This window comes from Agrobacterium burrii (assembly GCF_017313405.1).
Lineage (GTDB): Bacteria > Pseudomonadota > Alphaproteobacteria > Rhizobiales > Rhizobiaceae > Agrobacterium > Agrobacterium burrii.
The window spans coordinates 77,530-98,927 of the sequence record NZ_JAFLNA010000018.1 but is presented as its reverse complement, the minus strand read 5'-3'; the positions used below and the strand labels follow the sequence as shown (position 1 = coordinate 98,927).

Annotated in this window: 25 protein-coding genes and 1 pseudogene; 15 read left to right on the top strand and 11 right to left on the bottom strand. The window is 57.9% G+C overall.

Going from position 1 to position 21,398, the window contains the following annotated elements:
* Positions 1-105: 105 nt before the first annotated feature.
* Positions 106-537 (top strand): LexA family protein, encoded by a 432-nt coding sequence (locus JZX89_RS25710; protein WP_207135759.1) that lies wholly within the window; start codon positions 106-108, stop codon positions 535-537.
* The gene (locus tag JZX89_RS25705) at positions 534-1,805 is read left to right on the top strand and encodes a Y-family DNA polymerase (RefSeq protein ID WP_207135758.1); all 1,272 of its coding nucleotides are present in this window, start codon (positions 534-536) and stop codon (positions 1,803-1,805) included. Before JZX89_RS25710 ends, JZX89_RS25705 begins: the two co-directional genes overlap by 4 nt.
* 232 nt (positions 1,806-2,037) lie before the next feature.
* Here the strand turns inward: JZX89_RS25705 and JZX89_RS25700 are convergent, their stop codons facing one another.
* Positions 2,038-4,479, bottom strand: a complete 2,442-nt coding sequence (locus tag JZX89_RS25700) for an SIR2 family protein (protein WP_207135757.1) — start codon at positions 4,477-4,479, stop codon at positions 2,038-2,040.
* A gap of 345 nt (positions 4,480-4,824) precedes the next feature.
* On the opposite strand from JZX89_RS25700, the gene JZX89_RS25695 reads away from it, so the two are divergent.
* Positions 4,825-5,637 carry a sulfite exporter TauE/SafE family protein gene (locus JZX89_RS25695; protein WP_207135756.1) on the top strand — a complete coding sequence of 271 codons (813 nt, stop codon included), beginning with the start codon at positions 4,825-4,827 and terminating at the stop codon, positions 5,635-5,637.
* Positions 5,638-5,788: 151 nt separating this feature from the next.
* Here the strand turns inward: JZX89_RS25695 and JZX89_RS25690 are convergent, their stop codons facing one another.
* Positions 5,789-6,310 carry a DUF6428 family protein gene (locus tag JZX89_RS25690; protein WP_207135755.1) on the bottom strand — a complete coding sequence of 174 codons (522 nt, stop codon included), beginning with the start codon at positions 6,308-6,310 and terminating at the stop codon, positions 5,789-5,791.
* Between the two features lie 42 nt (positions 6,311-6,352).
* Here JZX89_RS25690 and JZX89_RS25685 point away from each other — a divergent pair, with 42 nt between their 5' ends.
* The 7 genes and pseudogenes from JZX89_RS25685 (at position 6,353) to arsK (ending at position 11,050) form a co-directional block, all read left to right on the top strand.
* Positions 6,353-6,709: an ArsR/SmtB family transcription factor gene (locus tag JZX89_RS25685; protein WP_207135754.1), complete on the top strand. Its 357-nt coding sequence runs from the start codon at positions 6,353-6,355 to the stop codon at positions 6,707-6,709.
* A pseudogene (locus JZX89_RS28705) lies at positions 6,706-7,215 on the top strand (arsenate reductase ArsC); the annotation flags it as partial. The gene JZX89_RS25685 and the pseudogene JZX89_RS28705, both read left to right, overlap by 4 nt.
* Positions 7,189-7,647, top strand: a complete 459-nt coding sequence (gene arsN2, locus JZX89_RS28700) for an arsenic resistance N-acetyltransferase ArsN2 (protein WP_369809615.1) — start codon at positions 7,189-7,191, stop codon at positions 7,645-7,647. The pseudogene JZX89_RS28705 and the gene arsN2, both read left to right, overlap by 27 nt.
* 5 nt (positions 7,648-7,652) lie before the next feature.
* Positions 7,653-8,726, top strand: coding sequence for an ACR3 family arsenite efflux transporter (arsB, locus tag JZX89_RS25675; protein WP_207135752.1), 1,074 nt, complete (start codon positions 7,653-7,655; stop codon positions 8,724-8,726).
* Positions 8,723-9,151, top strand: a complete 429-nt coding sequence (gene arsC / locus JZX89_RS25670) for an arsenate reductase (glutaredoxin) (protein ID WP_246746804.1) — start codon at positions 8,723-8,725, stop codon at positions 9,149-9,151. The genes arsB and arsC overlap by 4 nt, the downstream gene beginning before the upstream one ends.
* Positions 9,108-9,851 (top strand): arsenical resistance protein ArsH, encoded by a 744-nt coding sequence (gene arsH / locus JZX89_RS25665; protein ID WP_207135750.1) that lies wholly within the window; start codon positions 9,108-9,110, stop codon positions 9,849-9,851. The genes arsC and arsH overlap by 44 nt, the downstream gene beginning before the upstream one ends.
* Complete coding sequence (gene arsK / locus JZX89_RS25660) at positions 9,848-11,050, top strand: arsenite efflux MFS transporter ArsK (RefSeq protein ID WP_174153009.1); 1,203 nt, start codon at positions 9,848-9,850, stop codon at positions 11,048-11,050. The genes arsH and arsK overlap by 4 nt, the downstream gene beginning before the upstream one ends.
* A gap of 53 nt (positions 11,051-11,103) precedes the next feature.
* On the opposite strand, the gene JZX89_RS28805 is transcribed toward arsK, so the two are convergent.
* The 5 genes from JZX89_RS28805 to JZX89_RS25635 form a co-directional block, all read right to left on the bottom strand.
* On the bottom strand, positions 11,104-11,226 hold the full coding sequence (locus JZX89_RS28805; RefSeq protein WP_256438158.1) for a hypothetical protein: 123 nt from the start codon (positions 11,224-11,226) through the stop codon (positions 11,104-11,106).
* Between the two features lie 3 nt (positions 11,227-11,229).
* Positions 11,230-12,204, bottom strand: coding sequence for an arsenic resistance protein (locus JZX89_RS25650; protein WP_246746798.1), 975 nt, complete (start codon positions 12,202-12,204; stop codon positions 11,230-11,232).
* 4 nt (positions 12,205-12,208) lie between these two features.
* Entirely contained in the window at positions 12,209-12,589 is a 381-nt protein-coding gene (locus JZX89_RS25645) for an ArsR/SmtB family transcription factor (RefSeq protein ID WP_207135792.1), read from the bottom strand.
* Between the two features lie 102 nt (positions 12,590-12,691).
* Complete coding sequence (locus JZX89_RS25640) at positions 12,692-13,360, bottom strand: L,D-transpeptidase (protein ID WP_173994586.1); 669 nt, start codon at positions 13,358-13,360, stop codon at positions 12,692-12,694.
* 83 nt (positions 13,361-13,443) lie between these two features.
* Complete coding sequence (locus tag JZX89_RS25635; RefSeq protein ID WP_174153007.1) at positions 13,444-14,064, bottom strand: SCO family protein; 621 nt, start codon at positions 14,062-14,064, stop codon at positions 13,444-13,446.
* Between the two features lie 245 nt (positions 14,065-14,309).
* Here JZX89_RS25635 and JZX89_RS25630 point away from each other — a divergent pair, with 245 nt between their 5' ends.
* From JZX89_RS25630 to JZX89_RS25620, 3 genes are read left to right on the top strand one after another with little or no spacing between them, the layout of a single operon-like run.
* On the top strand, positions 14,310-14,750 hold the full coding sequence (locus JZX89_RS25630; protein WP_174153006.1) for a disulfide bond formation protein B: 441 nt from the start codon (positions 14,310-14,312) through the stop codon (positions 14,748-14,750).
* Positions 14,747-15,415, top strand: a complete 669-nt coding sequence (locus JZX89_RS25625) for a DsbA family protein (protein WP_174153005.1) — start codon at positions 14,747-14,749, stop codon at positions 15,413-15,415. Before JZX89_RS25630 ends, JZX89_RS25625 begins: the two co-directional genes overlap by 4 nt.
* A 31-nt stretch (positions 15,416-15,446) precedes the next feature.
* Positions 15,447-16,370 (top strand): cation diffusion facilitator family transporter, encoded by a 924-nt coding sequence (locus tag JZX89_RS25620; protein WP_174043531.1) that lies wholly within the window; start codon positions 15,447-15,449, stop codon positions 16,368-16,370.
* Positions 16,371-16,374: 4 nt separating this feature from the next.
* On the opposite strand, the gene JZX89_RS25615 is transcribed toward JZX89_RS25620, so the two are convergent.
* The 3 genes from JZX89_RS25615 to JZX89_RS25605 are packed head-to-tail and all read right to left on the bottom strand — an operon-like array spanning position 16,375 to position 18,725.
* Positions 16,375-17,439, bottom strand: a complete 1,065-nt coding sequence (locus JZX89_RS25615; RefSeq protein WP_207135748.1) for a flavin-containing monooxygenase — start codon at positions 17,437-17,439, stop codon at positions 16,375-16,377.
* Between the two features lie 30 nt (positions 17,440-17,469).
* Positions 17,470-17,634 (bottom strand): hypothetical protein, encoded by a 165-nt coding sequence (locus tag JZX89_RS25610; RefSeq protein WP_173994592.1) that lies wholly within the window; start codon positions 17,632-17,634, stop codon positions 17,470-17,472.
* 2 nt (positions 17,635-17,636) lie between these two features.
* Positions 17,637-18,725 carry a L,D-transpeptidase family protein gene (locus JZX89_RS25605; RefSeq protein WP_234900267.1) on the bottom strand — a complete coding sequence of 363 codons (1,089 nt, stop codon included), beginning with the start codon at positions 18,723-18,725 and terminating at the stop codon, positions 17,637-17,639.
* Between the two features lie 278 nt (positions 18,726-19,003).
* Between JZX89_RS25605 and JZX89_RS25600 the strand changes: the two genes are divergently transcribed.
* On the top strand, positions 19,004-19,228 hold the full coding sequence (locus JZX89_RS25600; protein WP_173994593.1) for a hypothetical protein: 225 nt from the start codon (positions 19,004-19,006) through the stop codon (positions 19,226-19,228).
* Between the two features lie 129 nt (positions 19,229-19,357).
* Positions 19,358-19,774: a MerR family transcriptional regulator gene (locus tag JZX89_RS25595; protein ID WP_113493521.1), complete on the top strand. Its 417-nt coding sequence runs from the start codon at positions 19,358-19,360 to the stop codon at positions 19,772-19,774.
* A 71-nt stretch (positions 19,775-19,845) separates the two neighbouring features.
* On the opposite strand, the gene JZX89_RS25590 is transcribed toward JZX89_RS25595, so the two are convergent.
* Complete coding sequence (locus JZX89_RS25590) at positions 19,846-21,171, bottom strand: Nramp family divalent metal transporter (RefSeq protein ID WP_173994594.1); 1,326 nt, start codon at positions 21,169-21,171, stop codon at positions 19,846-19,848.
* Positions 21,172-21,398: the final 227 nt, after the last annotated feature.

Sequence of the window (21,398 nt, the reverse complement as noted above, 5' to 3'; positions counted from 1 at the left end):
GCGAGCGTAAAATAATCATCGCGTAATCCTCTATATTGCATTCTGCCGCCGTCTATGTTCCCTATTTGTTCCTTTCGCTCGTATCTCGTGAAGGGTGCTTTTAGAATGCTTGCCGGCCTGAAAATCCAAGCGGAGGTTTACGTTCCGCTACTGCTGCACGGGCTTTGCGCCGGCTTCCCGTCTCCCGCAGATGACTACATTGATGAATCCATCGACCTGACTCGGTTGTTGATCCGCAACCCGCCTGCGACCTTCCTCTGGAAGGTTGACGGCAATTCCATGCGGGATGCCGGCATTTTCCACGGCGACCTGATCGTTGTGGACAGGAGCGTGACCGCGGTCGATGGCGATATTGTCGTGGCAACGGTCCACGGCGAGCGGTCATTGAAGCGTCTGCGAATGAATGGCGATCGACCGCGGCTCCTGTTTGAGAATAGCGATATGCCGTTATTCGACCTGCCCGAAATCGCGGAAGTCGAGATTTGGGGCGTCGCCATGTGCAACGTCCACTGGCTCAGACCCAGGAAGCGGAGATGACTTCCTTTGCGCTGATTGATGGAAATTCGTTCTACTGTTCCTGCGAGCGGGTTTTCGACCCCTCCATTGAAAAGCGGCCCGTCATTGTCCTGTCGAACAATGATGGCTGCGCTGTTGCCAGAACGGCGGAGGCAAAGGCTCTTGGCATTGGGATGGGCGAGCCCTTCTTCAAGATCCGGGACCTCTGTCGGACTAACAATGTCGCTGTGTATTCCAGCAATTACACACTTTACGGCGACATGAGCGCACGCCTGAACGCGATTTACCGGCAATGGTCGCTGGACGTGGAAGTTTATTCGATCGATGAGAGCTTCCTCGATATGACCGACATCCGGCCGGTTGACCGGCAAGTATTCGGTCGCGATCTGCGATCGACGGTCCAGCGTTGGACAGGGATTCCGACATGCGTCGGCATTGGCCCCACAAAGACGCTCGCTAAATTCGCCAATCACGTCGCGAAAAAGAATCCTGAGCTTGGCGGGGTCTGCGATCTGACGGATGCAGCCTTGCGGCAAAGCTGGCTCGATCGGATCGAGGTTGGCGAGGTGTGGGGCGTCGGTGCGGCCTCGGGACGCAAACTGTTTGGCCTCGGGGTGGAGACGGCCGGCGACCTGGCGCGCATGGACGCGCGCTTGGCCCGCAAACTTCTGAGTGTGGTCGGGGAACGCACCGTGCTGGAATTGCAGGGCCTGTCATGCCTGCCGCTGGAAGACGTGCCGCCGCAACGCAAGGGCTGCGCGGTGACGCGTTCCTTCGGAGCGCCGGTTACGGACCTTGCCGGCATACTGGAAGCGGTTGCGGCCTATGCGACGAGGGCAGGAGAAAAGCTGCGCCGCTACGGCCTTGAGGCCACCCATATGGCGGTCTTCATGCACACGTCGCGTTTTAACGAGAAGGATCGACCCTACTCTGCGCAGACAACAGTGCACTTGCCCGAAGCGTCAAACGACACCTTCGATCTGATCCATGTGGCTCAGAGCGGAGCGCGCAAGATTTTCAGGGACGGCCATCGCTACGCGAAAGCCGGCATCATTATGAATGATCTTGTGCCGGCGCAGTCGCAACAGCGCCCGCTCTTTGACGCCCGCGATCGCGACCAGTCCGACCGGCTAATGACCGCCCTCGATGCGGTGAATAAGAAGTTTGGCCGTGGCGCTCTCATTCCCGCCTCGGCCGGCATCAAGCGCGAATGGCAAACGAAGTTCGACAGTCGGTCTCCCCGCTACACGACCAACATCAAGGAGCTGCCAATAGCGATGGCAAGGTAGATCGTGACCAGGATCGTTCGCTATTTGAGAGCCGCCCTAATGGGGCGGGTCTGCGAGAACCATTGCATCATATGCGGCATCTTCCTCCGCAAGCTGCGCTTCCGCCGCTGCAATTTCGTTGAGGATCCACTGGCGCTCGTCCCGATACACGGCGTTACGCAGCTCAGCCCGTTATCCTGACAGTCAGGCGTCTCGGAACGCTAATGGGCCAAAACGGGCTCCCGTAGTCTCTTCAGGCCAACGCTTTCGCAGCAGCGGCAAGGCGGTTGCGGAGCTCGGTAAGATTCCGAAATCGCCCAGTGTGCTTGAACTTGGAAATGCTCTGAATACCGATTTCGATTGAGCCTCTTAAAGACGCTCTCTGTTCCGGAGACAAGCCATGGACATGTCTATCAACAATTTCTGCGTAAAGTCGCATGACCGATAGCGGATGATAGAGGTCGTCATTTTTTCTTGCCAGCACTGCACGGAGAAGAGATATCGCATCTCGCTCAAGACTGCCGTCTGGACTGACCCCTTCCTCGCGCGCTTGGGTTAACAGAACCCGCGCCTTGTGATTGTCGATTTGATAGGTATCGAAACCACGGCGAGCTCTCGCAAGTCCCTCGGCATTTTCAATGAATTTAAATGAGATACCGAACTGGCGATCGTTCATTGTGCAGATGGATCTCTGGACCCAGAACAGGGGATCTTCAGCTGCAAAAGACAGCAAGCGGCAGTCATTATAAAATGTCTCGATTATCGCGTTTTGTCGATCATTACGGATTATGCGACCGTAAACTGAAAACTTCAGGAGTCCCTTCGCCATTTTGATCAGATCGCTTTCGTCGCGGAAAAATCTGTCGACAGAAAATAATCCGCGTTTCACAACATCGAGAATTGTCTCTATGTTGAAGACACGTTTCAAAATAAACTCAGCAAGTGCCGGCGATCGTATGCTCAGATCGCCATCGTCGATCCTAACAAGGCCGCCAAGGCCGTGCTCCCGCAGCGTCGTGCGCAGATCTTCAAAGGCACCGGAGTAGTCAAGCAATTCGGTGAGCAGCCAAACCTCAGAGAGATCCTGATATCCAGCCTGGGTTAAGACCGCGCTGAAGATGATCAAATCCTGCGCACCTTTGTCCAACTTCTGGATACTGATTAGAAGATCTTCGACCTTCTCGTGGAGTCTTCCAGTTTCGTATAGGCTCAGCACGATATCGCGTAGTTGTCCTCCGCATTTTTTCTCAACGAAATGTAGCTTTTCGGGATCAGTTAGGTCGGCGTATTGCCCGAGCAGGCCATTCACCGATAAGTAACCGACGATGCGAGATGCTTCCTCTCTCATCGGGCTGTCCAGGTCTATGTCAATGGTCGTAACATTCCCAAGGCGGGACTTAACAGCTGACAGAGAGGTTTCAAGAAAGCTGGTCCGTACGGTGGCGAGAATGATCAGATTGCTTTTCTGTAGCTCTAGGATTGCCGTCGGCAGCTTGCGAAAACGCATCACATCGTCGAAAATCATTAACGCGGATTCTTCGAGTGATTGAAGGTATGCCAACACGGTACCAATGTTCTCCGGCTCCCGCTGGAACTTGAAAACCCGAAAGTTTTTCTGGGCGTATAGATACCCGATCTGATCGGCGAAAATAGTCTTACCATTGCCGATATCGCTGTTGACCAAGATTGGCCTGGCACCAGTCGCGTTATTACCAGCACGTTCGTATGCATAACGGCTACGAGAAATCGTGTATGATCCTGGCTCGGCGGAAATGTCTGAGTGCGCGAGCTTGTCCGGATCTGGAGCACCAGAGATGAAAAGCCTCTCAATATCTGTAGGAGATATCGATGCTACCATTTTTGGCGAGAAGAACATTTCTTGCATAGAGATCGGTAGCGTGGTGTACGAAGTAATTGGCGCACCAGGGCGCTTAGCACCGAGGTGCAAAGCAAATGCAGCTAATCCAATGGGGTAGGCGGTGCCATTTTTGCTTAAACGTGTAAGCACTGGACGCTTTTCGTCGGGATGAGCGATGAAGTGAATCTTCTGTAGGACTTCGGGCGGCAATGAGCCCAAAAGCCGACGGATGTCGATATCTGAAAGAGAAAAGCCGACGAAGACGACACTCGATGCTGCGAGCATATCGTTTTGGAACGCTCTCATCCACGGCGACTTAATGAACGGCGAGTTGTCCCTCTGACGCTCCGAAAGCAAGAAAGACTTCGCGAATTCGGTAGCCGAGGCTTTACCAATATCACCGTAGATATGCAGGAGTTGAGTTGACCCTGGCATGGGCTCGCTCACAGGGTCATGGACTCCATGCTTGGTCAAAGGCTTGCGGTTATCCGAGCAAATCGTCTCAATCACGTCGTCATAGTTTGTCGTATAGATCCTTCGCCAGGGCTGGGTGACGATCGTAGCTTGATCCGCAGTGTAAGTCTTTGTTCGGAAGTTTGTGTGCAGCGCCTTAATGATGGCCTCGTCTCCGTGAGACTCCTGAAACTCCTCCGCTGCGGTATCAAGATCATAACCGTTGACAGAAGTGATGCCGACTTTGCCGAGCAGATCGGCAATTAAACCTGAAACGTCTTTGATATCTTCATCATTGGTATTGGTTGCTTCAGCCGAAAATCCTGCTCCCAAAAAGAGTATGGATGTACCGGCCTCGATAGTAGATGCTGCGGGAAGTGTCATCGTGCCCCCATGACCCTAATATGTGCGTTACACAGAGCATATCTCTGTACGTTGATGCAATAGTTGCGTTTTCGATCATAGCCTACCCGGTTCTATTCATTAGTCCGCCCCTACTCGGGCGGCACCGGCTTCAGCTGCGCGTCAAATGCAGCCCCTTCTTGCCCAAGCTGCCGTTCAGCTGCTTCAAGCTCGTTGAGGATCCACTGGCGCTCGTCCTGGTAGACGGCGTTACGCAGCTCGGCGCGTTATCCTGACAGTCAAGCAAAAGGACTGTATCGGCCCTAGCGCACTTTGCTAGCGAGCCATATGTCCGCTAAGGATCGATATCTTTAACGGACTATATCGATGTCTCAGAACTCCCCCACGTCATCGCCTGCCTCTCAGAATCTCCCCATGGCCTTTGCAGGCGGAGGAATTATCGGTGCCCTCGGCGGGTTGATCGGCCTTGGGGGTGCGGAATTCCGGCTACCTCTGCTAATCGGCCTGTTCAATTTTGCGGCCCTTGAGGCTGTTATCCTGAACAAAGCCATGAGCTTGGTTGTCGTCGCTACAGCACTCCCGTTCCGTGCTTCGACCGTGCCTTTCAGCACAATCGCTGAAAATTGGCCGATCGTGGTCAATCTGCTGGCCGGAAGCCTGCTCGGAGCATGGTTTGGGGCTGGATGGGCGACGCGCCTGAAGTCGGAAACGCTCTACAAGGTCATCGCCGCGATGCTGGTCGTGATCGCCGTCGTCCTAATGATCGGCCACGACGCGACAGCAGGTCAGCCTCTTCTAACGGGTGTAGCCCAGATGATCGCAGGCGTAGTGGCGGGCTTCATTATCGGGATCGTGGCATCCCTGCTCGGCGTGGCGGGCGGAGAGCTGCTGATCCCAACGCTGGTCCTGCTTTTTGGGGCAGATATCAAACTGGCCGGAAGCCTATCCCTTGCCGTGAGCCTGCCAACGATGCTGGTGGGGTTCACGCGTTACAGCCGCGATCAAAGCTTCTCGGTCCTCGGGCGCAACAAGACCTTCCTACTGGTCATGGCGGCAGGCTCGATCGTTGGCACCTTCGTCGGGGGCCTCTTGCTTGGCATAGTGCCAAATGAGTTCCTCCTTCCGGCGCTGGCCGCAATCCTGCTGATCTCAGCGGTTAAGGTATGGCGACACACCTGATAATGGCCGGTATTGGCGCGACTACCGATATCGACATTGCATCGGCTTCCTGCTGAAAACCAGTTCTCTAAGCCGCCCAAGTGGGGCGGCTCGTCCCTGATCAGCCCATTGAACGCGGCCTTTTCCTTGGCCAGTTTCCCTTCTGCCGTCGTCAGCCGCAACAGGCCTGCCCAGTTGCCGACGGCGCGCAGCAGCTGGACTGCGTTTGCTGCTCGGAGAGCCAGCGATCACGCGGTTTGCAGCTGGCGGGCCGCGGGGACAGTTCGACGTGCAAGGCGCCGTCTCGAAGCGTCGGCATGGCTGAGCAATACAGCGACATGGGCCTCACGCCGTCGCTGACTTCGAATGTCAGCTTCGCGGATCCGTCCAGCTTCACATGTTCCGAGACCTTGCGGATGATGGCCGAGAACTTGCCGCCCGGCATATGCGTTCGGCCGTCCTCATCGATGTCCCACAGTTGGACGAAAATCTCCGACCACGCTTCGGGATTTGCACCGCAATCGAGCGCCGAAAAATGTCCGGCCTTGACCTCCGTCACATGGTAGCCCGTCTTCACTGGGTGCCCATCGTAGTGGAACACCAGCGGTAGATCCCGGGCGCCAGTCAGCGTGTCGAGAAGCAAACCAAGGCTGATATCTTCAGATGAGATTTTGCTGTTGTCGATCGCGTTCATTTGCGGTAATCCTCGTTTCAATGATTCAAGGATGATTGAAATATGGATCAACGTCAAGCTCTCGGTGCCTTCGCCGCTCTCTCTCAGGAGACACGTTTGCAGATCGTCCGCATCCTCGTGGTTGCCGGCCCCGACGGCATGGCGGCCGGTGCGTTGGCCGAGAAAGTCGAGGTCTCACCATCGAACATCTCCTTCCATCTGAAGGAGCTTGAGCATTCCGGCTTGATTGCCGCGCAGCGACAATCCCGCTCGATCATCTACACCGCCAACTATGAATCTTTGGGCGGCCTCGTTCGCTTCCTGATGGAAGACTGCTGCTCCGGACATCCCGAAATCTGCGCGCCGGCCGCCGAGGTTGCCGCCTGCTGCGCTCCGACAGCCAAGGAGAACCTGCAATGACTGCCGACCGCGTTTATAATGTGCTCTTTCTCTGCACGGGCAATTCCGCACGCTCGATCCTGGCGGAATCCATCCTCAATGCCGAGGGGAAAGGCCGCTTTCGCGCCTTCTCGGCTGGCAGCCACCCGAAGGGACAGGTCCATCCCTGGGCGCTGAAAACTCTGGACGCGCTTGGCTATCCCGCGACCGGGTTCAGCTCGAAAAGCTGGGACGTTTTTGCCGAGGCGGGCGCTCCGCAGATGGACTTCATCTTCACTGTCTGTGACAACGCGGCGGGCGAGGCCTGCCCGGTCTGGCTTGGCCATCCGATGACCGCCCATTGGGGTGTCGAAGACCCTGCTTCCATCGAGGGTTCTGATGTGGAGATTGGCCGGGCCTTTGCCCTGGCGGCACGCTACCTCAAGAACCGCATTACCCTCTTCATCAATTTGCCGATCACCTCGATCGACAAGCTGGCGCTCGAAACCAAGCTTCGTGAGATCGGCGCGACGGAAGGCGCTACCTCGCTGGCGCTCCTCCCGATCACCGGCCATGAAGACGAGCTCCGCAGCGCGCTCGAAAACGCCGACCTTACAACGGATGATCTTGATGACGCAGGGCGAACATTCTTTCGGATTGCCCGTGGCGTCGACACGGTGGGCTACGGTGGATATGAGCTGTATGGCGACAATGCGCTGCTGCGATCTGTAGTGATCACGCCTGCCAACCGTCACAAGGGCCTTGGCCGCCGGGCTACCGACCTCCTCCTGCGACGGGCTTATTCGGAGGGCGCACGCACTGGCTACCTTCTAACCACGAACGCCGCTCCCTTCTTCGAAACCCTCGGCTTCAGGCCGATAGACCGTACGACGGCGCCGGCCGCGATCTTGCAGACCCGTCAGGCGGCCAGTCTCTGTCCGGCTTCGGCAGCACTGCTCGCCAAACCACTGCAGGGATAACAACGATGTCCGCTTTTGAACGCTATCTCACGTGGTGGGTGTTATTGTGCATCCTCGCCGGCATTGCCCTCGGCCACCTGATGCCGGATGTCTTCCAGGTGATCGGCGCGGCTGAAATTGCCAAGGTCAATATTCCTGTCGCCGTGCTGATCTGGCTGATGATTATCCCGATGCTGATCAAGATCGACTTTGCTTCTTTGAGCCAGGTCGGTCGTCACTGGCGCGGTATTGGCGTGACCCTCTTCATCAACTGGGCGGTCAAGCCCTTCTCGATGGCGCTGCTCGGCTGGCTGTTCATCGGCTATCTGTTCCGTCCAATGCTGCCAGAGGTGCAGATCGATTCCTATATCGCCGGATTGATCATCCTTGCCGCGGCGCCCTGCACGGCGATGGTGTTCGTCTGGTCAAACCTGACCAAGGGCGAGCCACTCTTCACGCTGTCGCAGGTCGCACTGAATGACGCCATCATGGTGGTGGCATTTGCGCCGATCGTTGGCGTGCTGCTCGGTCTTTCCGCCATTACCGTGCCGTGGGCGACACTGGTGTTCTCGGTCGTGCTCTACATTATTCTGCCGGTGATAGCCGCCCAGATCCTGCGCCGAAGTCTGCTTGCTTCCGGATCATCGGCATCCCTCGACCGTCTGCTGAAAACACTCCAGCCACTATCGTTGGTGGCGCTCCTTGCCACGCTGGTGCTGCTGTTCGGCTTCCAGGGCGAGCAGATCATCGCCCAGCCGACCATCATCGCCTTGCTGGCGGTGCCCATCCTGATCCAGGTCTACTTCAACTCCGGCCTCGCCTATCTGCTCAACCGGATATCGGGCGAGCAACATTGCGTCGCCGGTCCGTCGGCCTTGATCGGCGCCTCGAACTTCTTCGAACTGGCGGTCGCCGCAGCAATCAGCCTGTTCGGCTTCAACTCGGGCGCCGCACTCGCGACCGTCGTCGGTGTCCTTATTGAGGTTCCGGTGATGCTGTCAGTCGTCTGGATCGTCAACCGCAGCAAGGGCTGGTACGAGCGCGGCGCCGCCGTGCAGGCAACCTCTCATTCCAAACCCGACGCCATTGAAAGGGTCTGACCATGGACGCCCTCATCTATCACAATCCGGATTGCGGCACATCGCGCAACACGCTGGAAATGATCCGGAATGCCGGTATCGAACCCACGGTGATCGAGTACCTTAACAACCCGCCGTCTCGCGAACAGCTTGCGAAGATGATCACTGACGCCGGTCTGACAGTGCGCGAGGCGATCCGTGAAAAGGGAACGCCCTATACGGAATTGGGCCTGGACGACTTGTCATTGACCGACGATCAGCTGCTCGACGCCATGCTGAAGGACCCGATACTGATCAACCGGCCGTTCGTTGTTACGCCGCTTGGCACGAGGCTCGCGCGTCCGTCGGAGGTGGTCCTGGAAATCCTTCCCGAGACGCACAAAGGCGCCTTCACCAAGGAGGATGGTGAACAGGTACTCGACAGCGAGGGTAAGCGCATTGGTTGATTTGCCTGCTGCATCGCTGGAGCATCTGCGCCAGCCGGACTTGAGCGCGCTGCGTCCAGCGTTCTCAACCCATAAGCCGCGCATCCTGATCCTTTACGGCTCCCTGCGGACCATCTCCTATAGCCGGTTCCTGGCGCTCGAGGCGGGTCGGCTGCTCGAACACTTCGGCTGCGAGGTAAGGATCTTCAATCCGGACGGTCTGCCTCTGCCTGACGCCGAACCGGTGAGCCATCCGAAGGTGCAAGAACTGCGCGAGCTATCGGCCTGGTCGGAGGGTCAGGTCTGGGTCAGCCCCGAACGCCATGGGGCGATGACAGGGATTATGAAGGCGCAGATTGACTGGATTCCATTGTCGATCGGGTCTGTTCGTCCGACCCAGGGCAAAACTTTGGCGGTGATGCAGGTGTCTGGCGGATCGCAGTCGTTCAATGCCATCAACCAGCTTCGCGTTCTCGGCCGCTGGATGCGGATGATCACGATTCCGAACCAGTCGTCGGTGGCCAAAGCCTTCCAGGAGTTCGATGCGGACGGGCGGATGAAGCCATCTTCCTATTACGATCGCGTCGTCGACGTCTGCGAGGAACTGGTGAAGTTCACCCTGCTGACACGGGATGCGTCTTCCTATCTCACCGATCGCTACAGTGAGCGGAAGGAAGAGGCCGAAAAGCTTGAGCAGCGCGTGAGCCTCAAATCCATATGACCGAACGTCCGCCGATCGCCGCCATCCTTGCCTTGGGCCTCACACAGATCATCGGCTACGGGACTCTCTATTACAGCTTCAGCATTCTCGCGCCAGACATGGCACGAGATCTGAACTGGTCGACGGAATGGATCTTCGGTGCGCTTTCGGCGGCACTTCTCCTGGGCGGACTGAGTGCACCATGGCTCGGAAGGGCAATTGACCATTTTGGCGCGGGTCGCGTCATGACGGCCGGCTCGGCGATCGCCGCCGCAGCACTTGTTGCTTGCGCCTTCGCTCCCGGCAAGACTGCGTTCGTCGTAGCGTTGATCGTCATCGAAGTCGCGGCGAACCTGGTGCAATATGGCGCAGCCTTCGCGCTGCTCGTACAAATCCGGCCGCAGACCGCTCAACGCAGCATTACCTATCTGACGCTGATTGCGGGGTTCGCTTCGACAATCTTCTGGCCTATTACCACGGCGCTGCATGCCCACCTCTCGTGGCAGAACATCTATCTTGTGTTCGCCGGGCTCAATCTCCTGATCTGTCTGCCTCTCCACGTCTGGCTGTCGTACGGCCTTTCCAAGGGTCGTCGACAGGAACAGACCGGGTCGGGGCACGTGGTAGAAGGGGTTCTTGACCCGAACGTCAGGCGCGTTGCCTTCATACTGATGGTGGCTGGCTTCTCGTTGCAGTCCCTCGTCAGCGCGGCAGTGTTGGTCCATATGGTGCCGCTGCTATCCGGGCTCGGTCTAGGTGCCACGGCGGCCATCGTCGGCACACTGTTCGGCCCGTCGCAGGTGTTGAGCCGCTTCACCAATATGGTGCTTGGCGGCAATCTGCCGCCACTGGTTCTGGCGACGATCGCCGCCGTGCTGATCCCCGGTGGCGTGCTGATCTTGATCGTCACGGCGCCCTCTGTGACCGGCGCGATGGCTTTTGCCATTGTGTTCGGTCTGGGCAATGGCCTGTTCAGCATCGTCACCGGCACTCTGCCGTTGATGCTGTTTGGCAGCGAGGGATACGGCAGGCTTCAGGGCAAGGTCATGGCCGCGAGGCTGATCGTCTCTGCGACCGCACCGTTCGCCCTGGCATTTGCCATGGCCCATATCGGTGCGACCTGGTCGCTCGCGACCACAACGGGGCTTGGCGCACTAGCGGTTCTGGCGTTCGCTGGGATCGGTCGGCTGATGCATGACCGACGAGATGACCTTGGTTGAGGTGTAGCCCGAGGGGTTTTAAAACTGGGGGCCCCTCCCAGATCATAGCGATCTCATTCGAGGTCAGCGAGATAAAGTGCGATGTCGCTTGCGAATTGCTCGTTCTCGGCATGTGCCTTGGCGACGACAGCGGCAAGCTTGAAATAACCGCTCATCAGGCGACTGGTGTCTGTCAACTTCTAGGCTTGTATCTCGGTCTTCTGCGATCCGAACCTTGAGATCACGCGGATATAGATCATCTCGCTAACCAGTTCGACGAGGGTCTGCGTCACGATGATCGCAGGCAGAAGCGGCATCGCATTAGGCACCGCAAATGCCAAAGGAAGCACCACCAACGAATTGCGGGTGGACGCGCTGAAAGCGATGGCCCTGGCACCCGGTACCGCTACGCGAAAACTCCTCGCGACCATCCAGCCGATGAAGGGGGCGATGACCGCGAAAGCTATGTAGACTGGCAATGTTTGCAACGCTCCATCGAGAGCGAGACCAAGCTGCGGAACGACTGCAGCAACAACGATGAAGAGCACGGCAGCCGTCGCTGGGACGGGAAGCAGTCCGAGCGCGCTCGAAACCCTGGACATGAAGCCGAGCCGTGCAGCAGAGAACTGTATCAGCGCGGCCCCAAACAGTGGAAACACGATCAGCCAGACGAAGGCGCGGATGAACGGTTCGATCTGCACGAGATTGCCAGCCTCGTCGCTGAGAAAAACCTTGAGATAAAACGGAAGCAGGACCATCTGCGCAATCAGGAGCACCGGGGTCGATGCGAGAAGGAGTTTGGCATCAGCCCGGCCCAGATGCGCGAAAGTCACGACGTAGTCGATGCATGGTGTTAGGAGCACCAGAAGGACCCCGATACGGATCATCGGGTCAGCCGGGAGAAGATGCACGAGACCGAACACGAGGATCGGAACGGCAACGAAGTTCGTAACGAGCAGAGCACCGAGAAACCGTATCTGTAGGAATGCCCTCCCGAGATCGGCGAGCGGAACCTGGAGGAAGGTGACAAAGAGCATGAAGGCCAGTGCGGGATTGATCGCCACTTCCAGTGACGTCGTTCCGGACACGATGCCTGCGGCGGTGGCGGCGAGAACCACGGCCGCAAAATAGATGCCGACCTGCCGGGTCTCCAGAATGTCACGCAGTTCGCTCATTCTCTCACTCGCATACGATGGGTTTGGGCTCGACAACCTTCTGCGGTCGCCCGGTGCATTTCGCGAAGAGATCGATCGCCCGATCACAGACTTCGCAATGACCTGAACAGCAGTCCTTCATCAGGAATGCGACGAGGTCGGAGAGCGCCGGGAAGATCGCACTGTAGATGATACTGCGCCCTTCACGGCGGCTTTCAATCAGACCGGCGTGTTCAAGGTGGTTGAGATGGAATGAAACCCTGGGAGCCGACGCGGTCTCCAGGGCTTGCGTTATCGCACCCGCCGCCATTCCATCAGCGCCCGCGGTAACGAGCAGGCGAATAATCCGCAGCCGTGTTTCCTGTGCGATGGCGGCAAACGCAGCAAGGGCTAGTTTTTCTTCCATACATTTAAACAATTCCATAATCATTTAAATGTCAAGGCATGTGTCGGGTGCGATGGTGTCGCCATGTCAAGTAAGGACTGTGCGGAACCCGCTCGACGGTACCTACACCGCCGATAATCGAGGTAGACTGGTGACGACGATCGGAGCCTTGTCCGGTACCCGGCCATAGAGGTCTACCACATCTTGATTAATCATCCGCACACAACCCGACGACACGGATTTTCCGATGCTATTCCATTCTGGGGAACCATGAATCCGGTACAGCGTGTCCTCGCCGTTCTGGAAAATGTAGAGCGCCCGCGCACCGAGCGGATTCTTCAGGCCGGGGGCCATGCCGCCGTTTGCGATGCTGTACGGCACCAGTTCAGGCTGCCGGGCGACCATCTCGTCAGGCGGCGTCCAGCGCGGCCACTGGCGCTTGTACTGGATGACACCCTGTCCTGACCATTCGAATCCCTGCCGACCAAGACCAACACCGTAACGCATCGCCTGTCCGCCCTCGTATGTGAGGTACAGGAAATAGTTCGCCGTATCGACGACCAGTGTGCCGGGCCGCTCACCCGTGGGATCGCTCACCATCTGGCGGTGGAAGCGCTTGCTGATCTTCTGGTAGGGGATCGCAGGAAGCGGGAATTGCTCTTCTGGCATCGGCCCGTATATCGTGGCGAGAGCGGGACTTTCGACCGGAATGGATGCGGGTCGCTCCTTTTCGGCTGTCGTCGCGGAACAGCCTGTCAGAGCTACCGTTGCGACCCCTACCCCGCCCATCATGAATCCGCGTCGTGTCAAACTTCCTGGCTGCACTTTATATCCTCTTGAGTATTGAAATTAAGCCCGGTGAACATCCGGGCTGATCACGCTGATCCCGCTACGAGTTTGCGGATCTTCTGCAACCGGACTTCGCGGGGCTCATGCATGTCGAGTGTCCCTTTGAAGCTGCCATCTGCGTCCATGAGATAGACGCCCGCGGTATGGTCCATGGTGTAGTTCCCACCATCGGTCGGCACTTTGCGGGAGTAGGCTGCGAATGCCTTCACTGCGGTGGCCGTCTGTTCGGGCGTACCCCTGAGCGCCATGATCCGCGGATCGAAGGAAGTCATGTAGCCATTCAGCATCGTCTCGGTGTCGCGCTCGGGATCCACGCTGATGAAGATGACATTGAACTTGTCCGCAGTAGAGCCGAGCTCTGCCATGAGGTCGGTCAGCTCGAAGAGCGTCGTGGGGCAGATGTCCGGGCAGTGCGTGAAGCCGAAGAATGCCAGATACGGATTTCCATCCAAAACGCCGTTATCGACTATCTGACCCTTATGCGAAACGAGGCGAAATGGCTTGCCGATGGCGGGGGAAGATGAGTTCGACGCATCCGCCACATTACCCGGACGCACATTCAGATCACGGCCTAGGATCAACAGCCCTGTTGCGACCACCGCGACTAGGCACCAGATCACGATCCGGAAAATCCTCACACCTTTCATCAAACCTCCCACCACTGTCCCATGTCATCGGGAATCATTCGTGGGAAAGCCGTAATCCCTCTAGTAGCCTGAGGTTCAAGAGCATTCTGACACCCTTTGTCGGTTCTGCGCTGAAGTGACGCACCGAGCCAGGTTTCGATTTTTGCCGGGACACCTATTTCTTCCGCAACTGGTCTTGACCCTCAAGCTACTAGAGGTCTCACAATGGGAGCGAATCCATTGAGGGCAGAGATTGAGGGCAGAGAATGCGTAAGGCGACAGTGCAATCGGAAGACAGGGCGTGGCTGCCGACCTTCGGGGCTTGGATGGTCGCTCTGACTTCGACTTTGGGTGCGCTGTTCATCGGGGAAGTCATGGGCCAGGCTCCTTGCGACCTCTGCTGGCACCAGCGCGCCTTCATGTTCCCATTGGCTGTCCTGCTGGCTGTGGCAGCGTTTCGGTCGGATGGCCGGGCGTGGTTCTATGCAGCGCCGCTGGCCGCCATCGGATGGCTGATTGCTGCGTTCCACAATCTCCTTTATTTCAAGGTCATCCCGACCGCCATCAAACCATGCGGTCAGGGCCCCTCCTGCTCGGGCGACGGGATGATGCTGTTCGGGGCGCTTCCCATACCCCTCCTCTCTCTTGCAGCATTCACCGCAATCATCATCCTACTTCTTATCGTGCGCCGGAGAACATCAGCATGAACAGACGCACCCTCGTCCTCGCATCGGCATCGGCCGCTATTGTCGTGTTCGCCGGAGGCGCTGCCCTCTATAACGGCAACACCACCGAGCCGACACCTGCACCTGCACCAGTCCCCGTGTCGGGGAACAACACCCTGGTCAGGATGCATTCGCCTGTCATGGGACCGGTGTCCGCTCCCGTCACCATCGTCGAGTTCTTCGATCCGTCCTGCGAGGCCTGCCGGGCCTTCTATCCGATCGTCAAGCAGATGATGGCGCAGACGGGATCCGACGTCCGCCTCGTGTTGCGCTACACTGCGTTCCATGAGGGATCCGACGATGCCGTGCGGATACTGGAAGCCGCCCGCAAGCAGAACCGCTTCCAGCCCGTTCTCGAGGCCATACTGGATCAGCAGCCTGTCTGGGCTGATCACGGAAAGCCGGATCTGGAGAAGGCGTGGCAGATCGCTGCATCGGCAGGGCTCGATATCGACCAGGGACGCCAGGACGCGGCATCGACGTCGGTCGATAAAGTTCTCGCTCAGGACATGGCCGATGTTAAAGCCAACAACGTCAAACAGACACCGACATTCTTCGTCAACGGGAAGCCTCTTACCGAATTCAGCCCCCAGGGTCTCCTGAACCTCGTCAAGGCCGAAATCGATGCGAGCAAGACAGGTTCCTGAATCCTGACTTGAGATATAGGAGCCTGAGCGCATGAGCGGACACCACCACGATCACGGAGCCGATGCCGGCGACAAGCGCATCTGGTGGGCGATCCTCGTCAACGTGCTTCTCACGTTTGCCCAGATCGCCGGAGGCATCGTCTCCGGCAGTCTGTCTTTGATAGCGGATGCAATCCACAATTTCAGCGACGCCGCTTCCCTCGTGATCGCCTACGGCGCGCGTAGGATCGCACGCCGTCCCGCCGACGATACGATGACGTTCGGCTACGTCCGGGCAGAGATCGTAGCGGCGCTGATCAACTATACGACGCTGATCGTCATCGGCATCTATCTCGTCTACGAGGCCGTCTTGCGGATTATCACGCCGGAACCGATTGAGGGATGGACTGTCGTCATTATCGCGAGCATCGCACTCGTGATCGACGTGGTCACGGCCATGCTTACCTACGCCCTTTCGAAGACCAGCATGAACATCCGCGCCGCGTTCCTGCACAATGTCTCGGACGCGCTCGGATCCGTGGGTGTCATCATCGCTGGCACACTCGTTCTCATCTATGGCTGGACCTGGATCGACCCGGCGATCACCCTCATGATCGCAGGCTACATTCTATGGCAGGCTTTCACCGAGATCGGTGGATCGATCCGTGTCCTGATGATGGCGACACCCGAGGGGGTCGATGTGAAGAAGGTCGTCGCGGACTTGCGCTCCGTCGACGGGGTGAATGACGTGCACCACGTCCACATCTGGCCTGTCGACGAAGAACACAATGCTCTCGAAGCCCATCTCGTAATCAAGGACTTGTCTCTCGCAGAAATCGCTGGGGTCAAGCGCGCCGTGCGCAAGATGCTGCTGGACAGGCACGGTATCGGTCACTGCACACTGGAGATAGAGACCGTCGAGGATGGTCGCGAAGCGGCTGTGAAGGTCATCGGCCATGTGGTCGACGAAACCTAGCTTTTTAGGTCCTCTGGGCACGCAATCGGCAAAGATGGTCGACGACGAATGCCGCATCGTCTGCAACGCCAGCGATAAGACCTGAAGCACGGTTTCGCTGCCATGGTCGTCCGACATAGTAGAGGCCCGCGACGGGGGAAATGCCTTCGCGATGGACCGCTTCATGTCGGCTGCCGACCGCCCCTTCGATATCGATCCAGCGAAAGTCTTCGGCATATCCTGTCGCCCATATGATCGAACCGATGTCCTCGCTCGTCCCATCCTCGAATTTAGCCCGCCTACCGTCGAGAGCGACCAGTCTGGACTTGAGGCTAACGCCACTCCGGATGAGAGAAGCATCATCGTTGCCGCGCGTGGGAAATGGATCTGCCTCTCGCATCCGTCTTCCGATCAGCCCGTAAGCGGAAACCCGCAGAAAACCGAGCCGCTCAAGCCACCACCATATACTGCGGCCGAGAATATTCTCCGGTAGCAGCTTCCGCTGTCTTCCGCGTGCCAGTAGTGCCCGATGCGAAGCCGCCAGTTCCATCGCCACGTCCCTTCCACTTGCACCATCTCCGACGACCAGAACAGGGCCACTCGTGATCGAGCCCGCATTGCGGAAATCCGCGACGTGCATCTGTTGAATGTCGGATGGGGGTGAATAGGAGATTTCGGGTGTTCGGGTCGTGGAAAACGCACCCGTGGCGACGATCACCGCCTGACTGATCAAGCGTCCGCCGCCCTCCAGATAAGCGAGGAATAACCCGTCCACCTTTTCAAGCCTGACGACCTTCGCCGATCTGATAATCGGGTAGCCGTTGCTCGCGGCGTACCGCTCAAGATAGTCTGAAAATTCATCCTTGGTGGCGTAACCATCGGGATCACCGATCAGCGGGATGCCAGGGAGACTGCTGATGCGGCGCGGCGTAAAGAGCGTGAGGGTGTCGTATCGGTTCCTCCAGCTATCGCCGATCGCTTGTCCGGCATCGACAATCAGAAAGCTCAGCCCTGCCGTCTTCAGAGCATTGGCGGCGGCAAGCCCGGCCTGCCCTGCGCCGATGATCAGAATGTCGGCTCGCAGCCCCATGCTGCTATCCATGGACATCGCAACACCCGGTCACGGCCGTGCCGAGGTGACAGCACCTGCGCCCTCCGGCCTTGCCTCCCGACCTATGTGGAGGAAGCTGTAGGAGAAAACGGCTACGACGAATGTCGCCAGGATCGCTAGCATGATCCAGTTGTTGCGTTTCACCCTGCGCATCCGATCATCGGGCTTGGCCACGTTCAATCTCCACCCGTCTCTGTCGCCGTCGCTGCCTCGGAACGCTTCCGCACTTCCTTGAAGGGATCGGCCAGCGCTGCGTCTGGCCTGCTGACCGGATAGTTTATCCCCGATATGCGGGCCGCAAGCTTTTCGGCACCGTCCTTCTTGAGAAGCGCACGGAAGCTGGGATGCATTCCGCCGTCGACGTACGCGGATACCGCAGAGCCTCGCTCCGCCATTGCGGCATCGACCTTCTTCTTCTCCACAGCCATTCGCGCTACGAGCTGCGGATCCTGTGGGGCCGAGACAACCGGGCAAGCAGCCAGAGGATCACGCGGTTCGCCCCCGACAAACTCAGTGTTGAACATGTAGCGGCGACCGCATACTGAAACCTTGGGCTGCTGCTTCGTCAGTTCGAAGGCATCGTAGCCTTCCTTGAGCGTCCGCCAGAACGGCAGGTTCTCGTCATCCTTGTGCAGCGCCATGTTTTCAGCAGTCATGCGATAAGGATAGGCCTGGACCTGGAAACGATCCTGTCCGGACGAGAGGGCCTTGGAGACGACTGCATAGATCTCACCCACGCCCTGATCGGTCAACGCATAGCATCCGGAGGAAGAGCAGGCACCATGGACCATGAGCGCTTCTCCCGTGTAGCCGAGTGCGGCCTCCAGCCTGTTCGGGTAGCCGAGATTGAAGGATACATAGTACTGGGACTTGGGGTTCAGCATCCCTCTGGACACGTGGTAGAAGCCTTCCGGTGCCTGACGGTCGCCGTTGGCAGTCTTAGGACCCAGCTTTCCAGACCATCTGCACATCGGGTAGGTCTTGAGCAGAGCATAGCGACCGGTCCCGTTGATCTTCCAGACCTCAAGCTCACTCTCCTGCTTGAATATCCTGACGAGCACAGGGCTTTCGGGTTTCATTCCCATCTTCGACATCTCCGTCAGCAGCTTCCCGGAAATCTGAGGTGCCGCCTGAGAGAGGTCGTCGAGAGCCATGTCGGAGACGACGCAACCCGACAGGGCAGCGCCGACGACGGCTAGTGCAGCCACTCGGCGGATAACGGCGCGGATGAGACATGCTCCAGGTACCCGGATCATCTTGGACATCGAAGTCATGCGGCGTTTCTATGCCCTGGTTCATGGGAACTGCGTCCGGCAAGCGTGTTCGAGGACGGTGTTCCCGGTTAAATACGATTCCATTATCGAGTGAGAATGCTCGAGCACCCATCCACTGACCGATTCGCCGCAATCATAGGACCTCTAGCTGCTTGAGGTGCAAGAGGGCTGCCCCTCGAAAATGCATCGTTTCGAGGACGAACTGCACGACAACTTGATTTTCCATCCAGTGCTCCGGGTTCTATTTTTGCCCGATGAGAAACCGGACCATGAAATTCGCCTGCGCCGCATCCTGTATCGCGGTCTTCTCGGTAGCGGGCTACACCTTTGTGAAGCTTACGCTCGCGGTTGTCTGCTGGGTGACGGGCCACGACCTGCTGGAAGCGATCGTCGGTTCGATCGCGTCGATCGCACTTGGTGTGGCGATCGGGATCGAGACGTTCCTATGGCTCAGGGACTGGCGTGCGAGGAAGCTCGGTTCTCCCTCGACATGATGATTGTAGGGACCTACCGATGACAACGGTGGACCATGCTGTGCCGGACACGAAGGACTCACTTGATTTACCATGGGGAAATCCTCATTTTGCAATATCGCGGCCCTGTTCGTGCCGCATGGAGGATCGATGCTCACTATTGGAGACCTGTCGAAGACGACCGGTGTGAAAGTGCCAACCATCAGATATTACGAGCAGATGGGGCTTCTGTCGCCGCCGGAGCGCTCGGAGGGCAACCAACGCCGCTATTCCAGAACTGAGCAGGAACGCCTCTCGTTCATCCGGCATGCGCGCGATCTCGGTCTGACAATAGAAGCGATCCGTGAACTGATCGATCTCAGCCAGCATCCGGAGAAACCATGCGAAGAGGCTGACAGGATCGCGGCAAAACAGCTCATCGCCGTCCGACAGAAGATCGAACGGCTGAGGAAGCTAGAGGCAGAACTCGAGCGGATTTCGACACACTGCCACTCCAACCAGGTGCGCGACTGCTACGTGATCCGGGCGCTGGCCAATCATGACATGTGCACCACGGATCACGATTGAAAACCGAAACGATGATGGACAGCGTCCACTTACTCACGGTGAGATGATCGCGTAGTCGCCACTCATGTCTACTACGCGACGAAGTCGTACAGCAGCTTGATGTTCAGCAAGGCGATCACCACGGCAATGAGCCAGGCAAATGACGTGAGCCAAAGCGGTGCCTTGAGTTCCCCCATCTTCGCGCGATCAGAAGTAAACATCACGAGCGGAAATACTGCGAAGGAAAGCTGGAGACTGAGGACGACCTGGGTGAGGATCAGTAGCTGTCCGGTGCCGCTGTCTCCGAATGCGATGGTGACGCCTGCGGCGGGAATGATCGCTATCCCCCGTGTGATCAGGCGGCGAAGCCACGGCGCTAGCTGTATCTTGAGGAACCCCTCCATGACGATCTGGCCAGCAAGGGTCGCGGTCACGGTCGAATTGATGCCGCAGCACAAAAGCGCGATCCCGAACAGCGTCGGAGCGATGGCAAGGCCCAGCAGTGGAGCCAGCAGATTATGGGCTTCGCCCAGTTCCGCAACGGACGTCTGTCCGGTCTTGTGGAAAGTCGCCGCGGCAAGGATGAGGATGGAGGCGTTGACGAGCAAAGCGAACATCAGTGCGACGGTGGAGTCGATCGTCGCGAACTTCAAAGCTTCGCGCTTCTCGGGCAGCGTGTGGCCGTAGTCGCGGGTCTGCACAATTCCAGAATGGAGATAGAGGTTGTGCGGCATGACGGTCGCGCCGAGGATGCCCAGCGCAAGATAGAGCATGTCTGGGTTGGTGATGATCTCGGTGGTGGGCGCGAATCCGAGAATCACCTGACCCCAATCCGGATCGGCAAGCACGATCTGGATGGTGAAGCAGACAGCGATCACCCCGAGCAGCGTTATGACGAGCGCTTCGACCCAACGGAAGCCCAGCTTCTGAAGGTACAGGATCAGGAAAACGTCCAGTGCGGTGATGATCACCCCTAGTTCCAGCGGGATGCCGAAGATGAGGTTGAGGCCGATCGCGGTGCCGATCACCTCGGCGATGTCTGTCGCGATGATGGCGATCTCGGCCAGCAGCCACAAAACCATAGCCACTGGCTTGGGGAAAGCGTCCCGACACGCCTGCGCCAGATCCCGCCCGGAGCCAATGGCAAGCCGCGCACAGAGCGACTGCAGGACAATCGCCATAATGTTCGAAACAAGTGCCACAGTGAGCAGCGCATATCCGAACCTCGATCCACCAGCCAGCGACGTCGCCCAGTTGCCCGGATCCATGTATCCAACTGCAACTAGATAGCCGGGGCCGAAAAAGGCCATTGCCCTGCGGAAGGTTCCTGATCCCGCAGCAACTCCGATGGAACGGTGAACATCCGATAGAGATGCCTCACCCACGGTCCGCCGCCAGCCTTTGATCGGTTTGTCCATAGCCCCGCCTCGCCTTCATAGCCCTTGCTATATTGCAATTGCAAATCATTCGCATTAATCGACGGCGTTGGCAAGACGGTATCCTTTGGTGCCTTGAGCGCTGGTATTTTCCTGAATTCGCTGGTGATGATCCACTTTCCCCGGTCAGATCGAAGACCGGATTTGGAAGTCCTCCAGAAAACATCGTGTTGCGTTTGACAGTCTCTCCCGCTCCGCGACGGGCTGCG

Excerpts from the sequence above, each read along its gene's own strand:
- JZX89_RS25710 (WP_207135759.1), top strand. The coding sequence starts at position 106 with ATGCTTGCCGGCCTGAAAATCCAAGCGGAGGTTTACGTTCCGCTACTG.
- JZX89_RS25705 (WP_207135758.1), top strand. The coding sequence starts at position 534 with ATGACTTCCTTTGCGCTGATTGATGGAAATTCGTTCTACTGTTCCTGC.
- JZX89_RS25700 (WP_207135757.1), bottom strand. The coding sequence starts at position 4,479 with ATGACACTTCCCGCAGCATCTACTATCGAGGCCGGTACATCCATACTC.
- JZX89_RS25695 (WP_207135756.1), top strand. The coding sequence starts at position 4,825 with ATGTCTCAGAACTCCCCCACGTCATCGCCTGCCTCTCAGAATCTCCCC.
- JZX89_RS25690 (WP_207135755.1), bottom strand. The coding sequence starts at position 6,310 with ATGAACGCGATCGACAACAGCAAAATCTCATCTGAAGATATCAGCCTT.
- JZX89_RS25685 (WP_207135754.1), top strand. The coding sequence starts at position 6,353 with ATGGATCAACGTCAAGCTCTCGGTGCCTTCGCCGCTCTCTCTCAGGAG.
- arsB (WP_207135752.1), top strand. The coding sequence starts at position 7,653 with ATGTCCGCTTTTGAACGCTATCTCACGTGGTGGGTGTTATTGTGCATC.
- arsH (WP_207135750.1), top strand. The coding sequence starts at position 9,108 with ATGGTGAACAGGTACTCGACAGCGAGGGTAAGCGCATTGGTTGATTTG.
- arsK (WP_174153009.1), top strand. The coding sequence starts at position 9,848 with ATGACCGAACGTCCGCCGATCGCCGCCATCCTTGCCTTGGGCCTCACA.
- JZX89_RS25650 (WP_246746798.1), bottom strand. The coding sequence starts at position 12,204 with ATGAGCGAACTGCGTGACATTCTGGAGACCCGGCAGGTCGGCATCTAT.
- JZX89_RS25645 (WP_207135792.1), bottom strand. The coding sequence starts at position 12,589 with ATGGAAGAAAAACTAGCCCTTGCTGCGTTTGCCGCCATCGCACAGGAA.
- JZX89_RS25640 (WP_173994586.1), bottom strand. The coding sequence starts at position 13,360 with ATGATGGGCGGGGTAGGGGTCGCAACGGTAGCTCTGACAGGCTGTTCC.
- JZX89_RS25635 (WP_174153007.1), bottom strand. The coding sequence starts at position 14,064 with ATGAAAGGTGTGAGGATTTTCCGGATCGTGATCTGGTGCCTAGTCGCG.
- JZX89_RS25630 (WP_174153006.1), top strand. The coding sequence starts at position 14,310 with ATGCGTAAGGCGACAGTGCAATCGGAAGACAGGGCGTGGCTGCCGACC.
- JZX89_RS25625 (WP_174153005.1), top strand. The coding sequence starts at position 14,747 with ATGAACAGACGCACCCTCGTCCTCGCATCGGCATCGGCCGCTATTGTC.
- JZX89_RS25620 (WP_174043531.1), top strand. The coding sequence starts at position 15,447 with ATGAGCGGACACCACCACGATCACGGAGCCGATGCCGGCGACAAGCGC.
- JZX89_RS25615 (WP_207135748.1), bottom strand. The coding sequence starts at position 17,439 with ATGGGGCTGCGAGCCGACATTCTGATCATCGGCGCAGGGCAGGCCGGG.
- JZX89_RS25605 (WP_234900267.1), bottom strand. The coding sequence starts at position 18,725 with ATGTCCAAGATGATCCGGGTACCTGGAGCATGTCTCATCCGCGCCGTT.
- JZX89_RS25600 (WP_173994593.1), top strand. The coding sequence starts at position 19,004 with ATGAAATTCGCCTGCGCCGCATCCTGTATCGCGGTCTTCTCGGTAGCG.
- JZX89_RS25595 (WP_113493521.1), top strand. The coding sequence starts at position 19,358 with ATGCTCACTATTGGAGACCTGTCGAAGACGACCGGTGTGAAAGTGCCA.
- JZX89_RS25590 (WP_173994594.1), bottom strand. The coding sequence starts at position 21,171 with ATGGACAAACCGATCAAAGGCTGGCGGCGGACCGTGGGTGAGGCATCT.